General features: G+C 72.1%; 12 protein-coding genes. 8 read left to right on the top strand and 4 right to left on the bottom strand.

Translation table 11 applies throughout. From position 1 onward, the window contains the following. The first annotated feature begins 125 nt into the window (after window positions 1-125). Window positions 126-1,118 (top strand): pyridoxal-phosphate dependent enzyme, encoded by a 993-nt coding sequence (locus ACSJDX_RS03850; RefSeq protein ID WP_438354262.1) that lies wholly within the window; start codon window positions 126-128, stop codon window positions 1,116-1,118. Beyond that, the gene (locus tag ACSJDX_RS03845; RefSeq protein WP_438354261.1) at window positions 1,115-2,275 is read left to right on the top strand and encodes a cystathionine gamma-synthase; all 1,161 of its coding nucleotides are present in this window, start codon (window positions 1,115-1,117) and stop codon (window positions 2,273-2,275) included. Before ACSJDX_RS03850 ends, ACSJDX_RS03845 begins: the two co-directional genes overlap by 4 nt. A gap of 345 nt (window positions 2,276-2,620) precedes the next feature. On the opposite strand, the gene ACSJDX_RS03840 is transcribed toward ACSJDX_RS03845, so the two are convergent. The 3 genes from ACSJDX_RS03840 to ACSJDX_RS03830 form a co-directional block, all read right to left on the bottom strand. Continuing rightward, complete coding sequence (locus ACSJDX_RS03840; protein WP_438354260.1) at window positions 2,621-2,992, bottom strand: UBP-type zinc finger domain-containing protein; 372 nt, start codon at window positions 2,990-2,992, stop codon at window positions 2,621-2,623. Between the two features lie 66 nt (window positions 2,993-3,058). Beyond that, window positions 3,059-4,732 (bottom strand): MDR family MFS transporter, encoded by a 1,674-nt coding sequence (locus ACSJDX_RS03835; RefSeq protein WP_438354259.1) that lies wholly within the window; start codon window positions 4,730-4,732, stop codon window positions 3,059-3,061. Between the two features lie 25 nt (window positions 4,733-4,757). Further along, on the bottom strand, window positions 4,758-5,363 hold the full coding sequence (locus tag ACSJDX_RS03830) for a TetR/AcrR family transcriptional regulator (RefSeq protein ID WP_438354258.1): 606 nt from the start codon (window positions 5,361-5,363) through the stop codon (window positions 4,758-4,760). Window positions 5,364-5,454: 91 nt separating this feature from the next. Between ACSJDX_RS03830 and ACSJDX_RS03825 the strand changes: the two genes are divergently transcribed. Beyond that, window positions 5,455-6,285, top strand: a complete 831-nt coding sequence (locus ACSJDX_RS03825; protein WP_438354257.1) for an SDR family NAD(P)-dependent oxidoreductase — start codon at window positions 5,455-5,457, stop codon at window positions 6,283-6,285. Between the two features lie 37 nt (window positions 6,286-6,322). On the opposite strand, the gene ACSJDX_RS03820 is transcribed toward ACSJDX_RS03825, so the two are convergent. After that, the gene (locus ACSJDX_RS03820) at window positions 6,323-6,664 is read right to left on the bottom strand and encodes a DUF2834 domain-containing protein (RefSeq protein WP_438354256.1); all 342 of its coding nucleotides are present in this window, start codon (window positions 6,662-6,664) and stop codon (window positions 6,323-6,325) included. Between the two features lie 68 nt (window positions 6,665-6,732). Here ACSJDX_RS03820 and ACSJDX_RS03815 point away from each other — a divergent pair, with 68 nt between their 5' ends. The 5 genes from ACSJDX_RS03815 (at window position 6,733) to ACSJDX_RS03795 (ending at window position 11,650) form a co-directional block, all read left to right on the top strand. After that, window positions 6,733-7,317, top strand: coding sequence for a DUF1992 domain-containing protein (locus tag ACSJDX_RS03815; protein ID WP_438354255.1), 585 nt, complete (start codon window positions 6,733-6,735; stop codon window positions 7,315-7,317). 259 nt (window positions 7,318-7,576) lie between these two features. Beyond that, the gene (locus ACSJDX_RS03810) at window positions 7,577-8,167 is read left to right on the top strand and encodes a hypothetical protein (protein ID WP_438354254.1); all 591 of its coding nucleotides are present in this window, start codon (window positions 7,577-7,579) and stop codon (window positions 8,165-8,167) included. A gap of 126 nt (window positions 8,168-8,293) precedes the next feature. Beyond that, the gene (locus ACSJDX_RS03805; RefSeq protein WP_438354253.1) at window positions 8,294-9,310 is read left to right on the top strand and encodes a LacI family DNA-binding transcriptional regulator; all 1,017 of its coding nucleotides are present in this window, start codon (window positions 8,294-8,296) and stop codon (window positions 9,308-9,310) included. 43 nt (window positions 9,311-9,353) lie between these two features. Next, a complete protein-coding gene (locus ACSJDX_RS03800) occupies window positions 9,354-10,064 on the top strand; it encodes an L-ribulose-5-phosphate 4-epimerase (protein WP_438354252.1) in 711 nt (236 codons plus the stop codon). After that, window positions 10,061-11,650, top strand: a complete 1,590-nt coding sequence (locus ACSJDX_RS03795; protein WP_438354251.1) for a xylulokinase — start codon at window positions 10,061-10,063, stop codon at window positions 11,648-11,650. Before ACSJDX_RS03800 ends, ACSJDX_RS03795 begins: the two co-directional genes overlap by 4 nt. Window positions 11,651-11,657 lie beyond the last annotated feature (7 nt).

The raw sequence follows: 11,657 nt of genomic DNA, 5'->3' as shown, positions 1-11,657 counted from the left end.
CGGGGCGTGCTGACCTGTCGCTGCTGTCGCTGAGAGCCCCGCTCTCCTCCACGACCCCGACAGCTCCCGCGCGGCACCGCGCGGCCTCACCGAAGGACACCCCACCCGTGCGTTACGCGCAGAGCATGGCCGACCTCGTCGGCAACACCCCCCTCGTCCGGCTGAACCACGTCACCGACGGCGTCGCCGCGACGGTGCTCGCCAAGGTCGAGTACTTCAACCCCGGCGGATCCGCGAAGGACCGCATCGCCCGCAACATCATCGACGCCGCCGAGCGGGACGGACTGCTGAAGCCGGGCGGCACGATCGTCGAGCCGACCAGCGGCAACACCGGCGTCGGCCTGGCGCTGGTCGCCCTGCAGCGCGGCTACCGCATGATCTTCGTCGTGCCCGACAAGTTCGACGGCGACAAGGTCGACGTGCTGCGCGCGTACGGGGCCGAGGTCGTGATCGTGCCCACGAGCGTTCCGCCCGAGGATCCGCGGTCGTACTACAGCGTCTCCGACCGCCTCGCGCGCGAGATCCCGGGCGCGTTCAAGCCCAACCAGTTCGCCAACCAGAACGGTCCGCGCGGTCACTACGAGACCACCGGGCCCGAGATCTGGCGCGACACCGACGGCCGCGTGACGCACTTCGTCGCCGGCATCGGCACCGGCGGCACGATCACCGGCACGGGCCGCTACCTGCGCGACGTCTCGGACGATGCCGTCCGCGTGATCGGCGTCGACCCGGTCGGCTCGATCTACTCCGGCGGCGACGTGCACGGCTACGACGTCGAGGGCGTCGGCGAGGACTTCTGGCCCGAGACCTACGACCCCACCGTGGTGCACGCGTACGAGCGGGTCGACGACGCCGAGTCGTTCGCGATGACCCGCCGCCTCGCCCGCGAGGAGGGCGTCATGGTGGGCGGCTCCGGCGGGATGGCCGTCGTCGGCGCGCTCCGCGTCGCGCGCGACCTCACCGCCGCCGACGTCGTGGTGGTGCTGCTCCCCGATCACGGCCGTGCCTACATCCGCAAGATCTTCAACGACGAATGGATGCTGCACCACGGCTACGACGTGGAGCCCCCGGCATCCCTCCTCCCCACCGGCTTCACCCTGGAAGGACCCACCGCATGAACCTCGACGACGTCGCCCGCGGGCTCGAGAGCCGCGCGGTGCACGCCGGCCAGGACTTCGACCCCGCCACCGGCGCGGTCATCCCGCCCGTGCACTTCTCCACCACCTACGCGCAGGACGGGATCGGCGGGCTGCGCGGCGGGTACGAGTACGGGCGCAGCGCCAACCCCACCCGCACGGCGCTGCAGACGCAGCTCGCCGCGCTCGAGGGCGGGGCGCACGGCGTCTCGTTCGCCTCGGGGCTCGCGGCCGAGGACGCGCTGCTGCGCGCGGCGCTGAAGCCCGGCGACGAGGTGCTGCTCGGCAACGACGTGTACGGCGGCACCTACCGTCTGATCGCGCGCGTGCTCGGTCCGTGGGGTGTGAAGCTGCGCGTGGTCGACATGAGCGATCTCGCCGAGGTCGAGGCGGCGCTCGCCGAACGCCCCGCGCAGATCGTGTGGGTGGAGACGCCCTCGAACCCGATGCTGCGGATCACCGACATCGCCGGACTCTCGCGCCTCGGCCACGCGGCGGGCGCCCTGGTGGTCGTCGACAACACATTCGCCTCGCCCGCATTGCAGCGTCCGCTGTCGCTCGGCGCCGACGTGGTCGTGCACTCCACCACGAAATACCTCGGCGGGCACTCCGACGTCGTCGGCGGCGCGCTCGTGCTGAACGACGACGCGCTCGCCGAGCAGGTGCGCTTCCTGCAGTACGCCGCCGGTGCGGTCTCGGGGCCGCTCGACGCCTGGCTCACCACGCGAGGCATCAAGACCCTGCCCCTGCGCATGCAGCGGCACTCGTCGAACGGACTCGCGATCGCCGAGCACCTGGCCGGGCACGGCGCCGTCGCTCGGGTCTACTACCCGGGGCTCGCCGCGCACCCCGGTCACGAGCTGGCCGCCGCGCAGATGTCGGGCTTCGGCGGGATCGTGTCGCTCGCTCTGGCGGATGGCGCGGCGGCACGCCGCTTCGCCGAGTCGACGCGCCTGTTCCAGCTCGCCGAGTCGCTCGGCGGGGTCGAGTCGCTGGTCAACTACCCCGACGCGATGACGCACGCCTCGGTGCGCGGCACGGAGCTCGCCGTCCCCGAAGAGGTCGTGCGCCTCTCGGTCGGCATCGAGTCGATCGACGACCTGCTCGCCGACGTCGACCAGGCGCTCGCCGGACTCTGACCCGCGGGTCCACTCCGCGCTGTGCGGGTCCGTTCGCTCGGGTGTCGCAACACGCGGTGTTCTCGGGTGCGGTGCGGCGTGTTGCGCCCCCTGAAGGAGTGCGGCGGATGCCTGGGGTCGAGGCATCCGCTGGCCCGCGGCGGCGCCCCGATTGTTCGGGTGTCGCAACACGCGGTGTTCTCGGGTGCGGTGCGGCGTGTTGCGCCCCCTGAAGGAGTGCAGCGGATGCCTGGGGTCGAGGCATCCGCTGGCCCGCGGCGGCGCCCCGACTGTTCGGGTGTCGCAACACGCGGTGTGCTCGCGTGCGGTGCGGCGTGTTGCGCCCCCTGAGCGAGTCGCGCGGGCTCAGCCGTCGGCGCGGCGGGCGGCGGCGAGCTGACGCTGCCAGTCGCCGGGCACCCGGTCGCGCGGACCGGGCACGCCCTGCGAGGGCAGGTGCGCGTGCGGGGGAGCGAGCTCGGGCCCGTCGATCATGGCCTCGGCACCGTAGTCCCAGAACCAGTCCTCGCCCGGTTCGAAGCTCTGGATGACGCGATGACCGGTCTGCTCCCAGTGGGCGGTGGCATGGCGGCCCAGGGAGTCGTCGCAGCATCCGATGTGCCCGCAGGCGGCGCACCGACGCAGGTGCACCCACCAGCCGCCGTGCTCGTCGCACTCCGCGCAGCCGGTCGAGGACGGCGGCACCTCCGGGTGGATGTCGCTCGCGGCGTCGTCCATGGCTGCTCCTCGCGTCGGGGCGGGCGGATGCCTCCACGATAGGTGGCACCCGCCCGCCCCGCGAGGTCAGTCGGCGCGCGGCGGTGCGTCCCCGGCCGAGGTACGGCCGCGGGTCGCGCCCGCGGGCTGCGCGGCATCCGTCGTCCGTCCGCGCTGCTGCGCCTCGAGCTCCTCGGCTTCGGCGCCGCCGACCGCCTCGCCACGGGCGACGAGCCCGGCGACGTCGGAGAGCGGGATCTGCTTGAGCACGAGGGACAGCACGAACGCGATGGCGATGAACGGCACGAGGTACCAGAACACCGGCGCCAGGGCGTCGGCATAGGCGTTCACGACGCCGTCGCGCACCGACTGCGGGAGCTGGCCGAGCATCTGCGGGTCGATGGTCGACGCCGCGCCGGCCGCATCGGCCGCCGAGGCGCCCGCGCCCGCGAAGACCGCCGTGAGGTTCTCGCTGAGCCGGGTCGTGAAGATCGTGCCGAACACCGCGGTTCCGAGGGCGGCGCCCACTTCGCGGAAGTAGTTGTTCGTGCTGGTCGCGGTGCCGATCTGCGCGGCCGGCACCGAGTTCTGCGCCACGAGCACGATGACCTGCATGATGAGCCCGAGACCGGCGCCGAAGAAGAACAGGTAGACGCAGATGAGCCACACCGGCGTCGCCGCGGTCAGCGTCGTCATCGCGATCATCGCGAAGCCGGTCACCGCCGCTCCCACGATCGGGAACAGCTTGTAGCGGCCCGTCTTGGTGATCGCGATGCCCGAGGCGATCGAGGTGCCCATGAGGCCCACCATCATCGGCAGCATGAGCAGACCGGATGCCGCGGCCGACGTCCCCGACGACATCTGCAGGAACGTCGGGACGAAGCCGATGGCCGCGAACATCCCGATGCCGAGGGTGAGTCCGATCGCGGTGGTGTTGATGAAGATCGGGTTGCGGAAGAGGCTCAGAGGGATCACCGGATCCTGGGCGCGTGCCTCGGTGAGGATGAAGGCGAGGACTGCGGCGAGGAGGCCCGCTCCCCACGCCCACGTCGCCGCGGATCCCCAGCCGAAGCTCTTGTCGCCGCCGAAGTCTGTGAAGAAGATGAGGCAGGTCGTCGCGATCGACAGGAACACGATCCCCAGCACGTCGATGCGCTTCGTGGCCTTCTTGCTGGGGAGGGTCAGCGCGACCAGGCCGATGATGAAGGCCGCGATGCCGACGGGGATGTTGATGTAGAACGCCCACTGCCACGTGAGGTGGTCGACGAAGAAGCCGCCCAGGAGCGGGCCGGCGACGGCGGACAGGCCGAAGATCGCACCCAGCGGTCCGAGGTACTTTCCGCGCTCCTTCGCCGGGACGATGTCGGCGATGATCGCCTGCGACAGGATCATGAGACCGCCGCCGCCGAGGCCCTGCGCGGCGCGGAAGATCACGAACATCCAGAAATCGGTGGCGAAGGCGCACCCGACCGAGGCGAGCGTGAAGATCGCGATGGCGATGAGGAACAGCTTGCGTCGCCCCAGAACGTCGCCGAACTTGCCGTAGATGGGCATGACGATCGTGGTCGCGAGGAGATAGGCGGTCGTGATCCACACCTGGTGGTCGACGCCGCCGAGCTGACCGACGATCGTCGGCATCGCGGTCGACACGATGGTCTGGTCGAGGCTCGCCAGCAGCATGCCGGCGATGAGGGCGCTGAAGATGATCCAGATGCGCCGCTTCGTCAGCAGAAGCGGCGCGGGCGGGGCGAGAGCGGTCATACGAGGTCGATTCCGTTCGGTCGGGTCAGAGGGTGAACAGGGAGCGGGCGAGCTGCACGCGACGCGTGAAGAGCGTGCGGAACTCCGCGGCCCCATCGCCGAAGAACTCGAGAGTGGTGGGGCGCGCGAAGGCGCCGAGGACCTGCACGAGGACGGCTGCCCGGGCGTCGCCGGCCGGCCAGCCCTCTCGCCGCTCCACGAGGGCGATGTCGTCGCGTTCGCCCTGGGTCGCCAGGTCGACGAAGTGCGCGAGGAGCTGGGGCGAGCGCTCGAGGGCTCCCCGGATGCCTTCCAGATCGGCGATCGTCGGCCCCGCCGTCTCCCAGCGCGCGATCGCGAGCTCGGTCGCGGCGTCGAGCAGGTCGGCCGACGAGGCCGACGGACCGGCGGCGACGAACGCCTCGTCGAGCTCGGTGAAGTCCGACCACACGGTCACCCCCATCACCGCGTTCTCCTTCGAGGCGAAGTAGTTGAAGAACGTGCGCCGGGAGACGCCCACTTCGGCGCACAGCTCCTCGATGGTGAATCCGCCGAAGCCGCGCTCGGCGGTGAGCCGTCGCGCGACGGCGCGCAATCCGCGCGACGTCTCGGCCGTGCGCCTGGCGCGAGACGAAAGTGCACTCTCTTCCATGTAGTGCATTCTTGCACTACATGCTTGAAGATGCACCTTCGGTTCCGCTGAGATGCGCCGCGGTCGTTCCACGACGTGACAGAGTGGGCGGATGCCGCGCCGCACCATCGTCCTCACCGGAGCCAGCGACGGGATCGGGGCCGCCGCCGCGCGCATGCTGCACGGGGACGGCCACGAGGTCGTCCTCGTGGGCCGCTCGCCCGAGAAGACCGCGACCGTCGCGGCCGAGCTGGGCGTCGAGCACCACCTCGTCGACTTCACCGACCTCGATTCGGTGCGTCGCCTGGCCGACGACCTCGCGGCGAGGCATCCGTCCATCGATGTGCTCGCCAACAACGCCGGCGGCATCTTCGGGCGCGATCGGGTCGTCACGGTCGACGGACACGAGCAGACGTTCCAGGTGAACTATCTCGCGCCGTTCCTGCTGACGCACCTGCTGATGGATCCGCTCCGCGCGGCCGAGGGGACCGTCATCAACACCTCCAGCGCCGCGCACCGGCTGTTCGCCCGCTTCGACGTCGACGACCTCGACGCCGAGCGCCGCTACAACCCCCGCCGCGCCTACGGCAACGCCAAGCTCGCGCAGATCCTGCACGCGCGGGAGTTCGATCGCCGCCACCGCGGCGCCGGCGTCACCGCCACGGCCTTCCACCCGGGTGTGATCGCGTCGAGCTTCGCCGGTGCACCCGGCTCGGCGATGCGCGCGATGTACGTCTCGAAGCTGGCCGGGCTCATGCTCGCTCCCGTCGAGAAAGGCGCCGACACGCTGGTCTACCTGGCCGAGCGGATGCCGGGGGTCGACTATCCGACGGGGGAGTACTTCGTCGAGCGCGAGGTCGCCAAGACCAGCGCGGCGGCACGCGACCTCTCGCTCGCGAGCGAACTGTGGCGGCGGTCGGAGCGGATGCTCGGCATCGCCTGAGACGGCGTCGCGGCTCCGTGCGCGACGCCGCGGCCGCTCAGCGCTCGTCGGCCGCGAGCGCGATCAGACGCCGCTGGCGCATCGCGAGGAACAGCGGGAACACGAACGCGAACGCGGTCACGAGCGCGCCGGCGACGTACAGCCAGGCGAACCGCATGCCCAGTCGCCGCGCCTCGACGATCACGAACACGCTGCCCGCGATCGCGACCACCATCAGGTCGACGCCGATCGACGACACCGACGGCCCGCTCGAGAACAGGTCGCCGAGGAAGTCGCGCCCCTGCAGCACGGCGAGGATGTTGAAGGTCCACGTGCCGAGGAGCCCCGCGACGGCGAGGACGGCGTAGGCGACGGCGAGCGGGCTCCAGTGGCGGGTCATGCCTCGATCATCGCCCGTCCCGAGCCCGGATGTCAGCGCCGTCGTACGCTGGCAGGGGAGGTATGCGCATGTCCGACCCGCGCGAAGCGGCCGCTCGCTACCGGCTCGAGCAGGCCGGGGAGGCCGCCGATGCCGAAGCGCCGGAGACGGCGGCGGATGCGGCATCCGCTCGCCCCGCGCAGACGACCTGGCGCGAACGCGCGGCCTACGTCGAGACGGCGATCCAGCAGGCGATCCGCCGCGGAGAGTTCGACGACCTGCCCGGCGCGGGCAAGCCGATACCCGGTCTCGGAACGAGCCATGACCCCGACTGGTGGATCAAGCGCAAGATCGAGACCGAGGGGCTCACGGGGCTGGGGCCGCCGGCGCTGCTGCTGCGCACCGAGTACGCCGAGCTCGACACCCGTCTCGATGAGCTGCGCCGCGAGGGCGACGTGCGCGAGGTGCTGGAGGACTTCAACCGCCGCGTGATCGAGGCCCGTCGGCAGCTGCTCGGCGGGCCACCCGTCGTCACTCCGCTCGTCGACGTGGACGCGCGCGTGCGCGGCTGGCAGGAGCGACGGAATGCCTCCACTCCGGCGTCTGCTCCCGCCCCCACCCGCCACTCCCGGGGGCGTTGGGGACGACTTCTGTCGCGCCGGCGCCGGGGGTAGCGACGAAACCCGTCCCCGATGCAGGCGGAGCAGTGCGCAGCGGGTCGGATCGGGGAAGAGGGCGGCGAGCGGATCGGGGCTCACAGCCCTCTGCCAGGTTTCCGGATCGTGCCGCGGAATCACGGGCGAGCGTCGACGGTGATCCCGGGCGTGTCCCGGCCGGACGGCGGCATCCGTCCAATCCGAATCCGAGGTCCTCCCGGATAGCCGACGTGCGACGGAAAACGTCGACACGTCACGGAACCGAAGGAGACATCTGATGCTTAAGAAGAACTCGAACCGGATCGGCATCCTCGCCACTGCAGGTGCCGGCGCAGCCGCCCTCGCCATCGCCGGGTTCGCCCTGCCGGCCAACGCCGCAGACACGACGAACACCTGGGACACCACCTCGACCTCGACCTCGGCCACGAGCTCGCTCGACGGCTTCAAGGCGATGCTGCACGACCTCATGCTCGCCAACGGCAACAGCGCCACCGCCGGAAACGTCGGTGTCGACGGCGGACTGATCAACGCGCCGCTGGTCAACGGCCCGCTCGTGAGCGACGTGGCCAACGGCCCGATCGCCTCCGGCAACGACACCCCGGTCGCCTCCGGCAACAGCACGCTGAACGGCAACAGCACCCTCAGCGGCAACGACGTGTCGGCCCCCGTCGGCTCCGGCAACGACGTGTCCGCCCCGATCGACGCTCCCGTCGGATCGGGCAACGACACCTCTGTCACCGCTCCGGTGACCGCCCCGCTCGGCTCGGGCAACTCCACCGGCAACATCGGTGCCGACGTGAACAACCTCGTCGACTCCGTCACGAGTGGTATCGGCGTGGACCTGGGCGGTCTCGGCCTCGGCCGCTGATCCCAAGGATCCTCACTCGGAGGGCTCGGTCGCTGGGGCGGCCGGGCCCTTCGCCGTGCGCGGCGCTGGCGTCGGCGTGCGAGGGGCGCGGGTCGCCGCCGCGCCGCGCGCCGCTAGCCTGGCACGATGAGCCGCTCCGCTGACGGGGATGCCCGACGGGCGTCGGTGCGCGACGTGGCCGAGCGGGCGGGCGTCTCGACGCAGACCGTCTCCCGCGTCATCAACGACCACCCGCACATCCGCGATGACACCCGGCGGCGGGTGCGCGAGGCGATGGCCGCCCTCGACTACCGCGTGAACAACGCCGCGCGTGCGCTCGGCACCACCCGCACGCGCACGATCGGCGTGATCGCCTCCGACTCCGACCTCTACGGTCCCGCCGTGGGGATCGCAGCGCTCGAGGCCGCCGCGCGCGCGGCCGGGCGCTGGATCGCCACGGCCTACGCGCCCGCAGGCGATGCCGAGGGGGTCGAGGCCGCTTTGGCGCACGTGCGCGCGCAGGGCGTCGACGGCATCGTGCTGGTCGCCGCGCACGCCCGCTCGCTCGCCGCGCTCGAGGCCGCCGACCACGGGCTTCCCCTGGTCGCACTGCACGGCGGCCCGGGTGCGGTGCGGCAGCGCGAGGGCGCCGCGGCGATCGTCGCGCACCTCGTCGAGCGGGGGCACCGCCGCATCGCCCGCATCGGCGGCCCCGCGGACTGGATCGACGAGGTCGCCCGCGCCGAGGGGTTCGCGGAGGCGCTCGCCGCGCACGGTCTCGATCCGTCGTCGGCGTGGTCGGGGGACTGGTCGGCGGCGTCGGCGGCCGCGCTCGCTCCGGACATCGTCCGAGCGATCCGCGAGCCGGACGGCCCGACCGCGATCGTCGCGGCCAACGACCAGATGGGGCTGGGGCTGCTCGCGGGCCTGCGGACCGCCGGACTCGACGTGCCGGGCGACATCGGCGTGGCGGGATTCGACGACAACCCCGATGCGGCCTTCTACCGTCCCGGGCTCACCACCGTGCGCCTGGACGTGGCCGGGGAGGCGGCCAGGTGTGTAGCGGCCGTGATCGGCGAGGAACCGTCGGTCGAGGCATCCGCCCCCGTTCTGGTGGTGCGTGCATCCACGGGTGGCGGTACCGATATGTTATCGGTAACATAGACGACGGATGCCGCGGCATCCGCTGTCTCGAGGAAGTGACCGCATGCCCCCCGCCTTCGATGCCCCGACCATGGACGCGATCGACGCGACCCGCGCCGACGTCGCCCGCCTGCACGCCGAGCTGGTGCGCTACGGCCTGGTGATCTGGACCGGCGGCAACGTCTCGGGCCGCGTGCCCGGCGCCGATCTCTTCGTGATCAAGCCCTCCGGCGTCTCCTACGACGACCTCGCGCCCGAGAACATGATCGTGTGCGACCTCGACGGCGTGCCGATCCCCGGCGAGCCCGGCAGCGAGCGCAGCCCGTCGAGCGACACCGCGGCGCACGCGTACGTCTACCGCCACATGCCCGAGGTCGGCGGCGTCGTGCACACCCACTCGACCTACGCGGTGGCGTGGGCGGCGCGCGGCGAGGAGATCCCCTGCGTCATCACCGGGATGGCCGACGAGTTCGGCGGACCGATCCCGATCGGGCCGCTCGCCCTCATCGGCGACGGCTCGATCGGGCGCGGCATCGTCGAGACGCTCCGCGGTCACCGCTCCCGTGCGGTGCTGATGCAGAACCACGGGCCGTTCACGATCGGCGCCGACGCGAAGGACGCGGTCAAAGCCGCGGTGATGTGCGAGGACGCGGCGCGCACGGTGCACATCGCGCGGGAGGCGGGCCCGCTCATCCCGCTCCCGCAGGAGAAGATCGACAGCCTCTACGCCCGCTACCAGAACGTGTACGGCCAGAGCACGGACGCCCGCCGATGACGACGACGGATGCCGCGCGCGACGTGATCGCCGCGGGTCGGGCGGTGCTGGGCGTCGAGTTCGGCTCCACCCGCATCAAGGCCTGCCTCATCGGCGACGCCGCCGAGGTGCTCGCCACCGGGTCGTTCGCGTGGGAGAACCGGTACGCCGACGGACGCTGGACGTACGACCTCGACGACGTGTGGTCGGGCCTGCAGGCCGCCTACGCCGGCCTCGTGGCGGACGTCCGCGACCGCTTCGGCGTCGTGCCCGACTCCTTCGCCGCGATCGGCGTCTCCGCGATGATGCACGGCTATCTCGCGTTCGACGCCGACGGAGCGCTGCTGGTGCCGTTCCGCACGTGGCGCAACACCTCGACCGGCGCCGCGGCGGCCGAGCTGTCCGAGGCGTTCGGAATGAACATCCCGCAGCGCTGGTCGGTCGCGCATGTGCGCCAGGCCCTGCGTGACGACGAGCCGCACGTGGCGGCGATCCGCTCGCTCACGACGCTCGCCGGGTACGTGCACCGCCGCCTCACCGGGCGCGCCGTGCTCGGCGTCGGCGACGCGTCGGGCATGTTCCCGATCGACGCGGCCACCGGCGGCTACGACGCCCGAATGCTCGCCACGTTCGACGCGCTCTCGGCGGGCCGCATCCCGCCGCTCGCCGACCTTCTCCCCGAGGTGCTCGCCGCGGGCGACGACGCGGGGGAGCTCACCGCGGCCGGAGCGGCGCTGATCGATCCGACCGGCACCCTGCGCCCCGGCATCCCGCTGTGCGCCCCCGAGGGGGACGCCGGCACGGGCATGGTCGCTACCAACGCGGTCGCCCCGCGCACCGGCAACGTCTCGGCCGGCACGAGCATCTTCGCGATGGTCGTGCTGGAGCGGCCGCTCGCGGCCGCGCACGAGGAGCTCGACCTCGTCACCACTCCGGCCGGCGACCCCGTCGCGATGGTGCACTGCAACAACGGCGCGAGCGAACTGGCCGCGTGGGTCGACCTGTTCGTGCGGTTCGGCGCGGCCTCGGGTGCCCCGGTGGACACGGATGCCGCGTTCCGCACGCTGTTCCGCGAGGCCCTCGACGGTGCCCCCGATGCGGGTGGGCTGCTCGCGTACAACCACCTCGCGGGGGAGCCGGTCGCCGGCCTCGCCGCCGGTCGGCCCCTGTTCGTGCGCACGCCCGACAGCAGCTTCACGCTCGCCAACGTCATGCGCGCGCAGCTCTACGGCGTCTTCGGGACCCTCGCTCTCGGGATGCGCGTACTCGCCGGTGAAGGCGTCGCGCTCGATCGGATGTATGCGCACGGCGGGATGTTCCGCACCGAGGGTGTCGCCCAGCGGTTCCTCGCCGCGGCGCTCGACGCTCCCGTCGCCGTCGGCGAGACCGCCTCAGAAGGCGGCGCGTGGGGCATCGCCGTGCTCGCCGCGTACCGGGTGCACGGCCAGGGCGCCTCTCTCGGCGACTACCTCGCCGCGCATGTGTTCGCGACCGCCGCCGTCTCCACCGTCGACCCCGACCCGATCGATGTGGCGGGGTTCGCGCGGTACCTCGACCGCTACCGTGCCGGGCTCGCCGTGGAGGCCGCCGCCGTGGACGCGCTCTGAGCCCCGG

This window comes from Microbacterium fluminis, from assembly GCF_051549805.1.
Taxonomy (GTDB): Bacteria; Actinomycetota; Actinomycetes; order Actinomycetales; family Microbacteriaceae; genus Microbacterium.
Note: the sequence above shows the minus strand (reverse complement) of the source record. Positions and strands in the feature narration are given on the sequence as shown.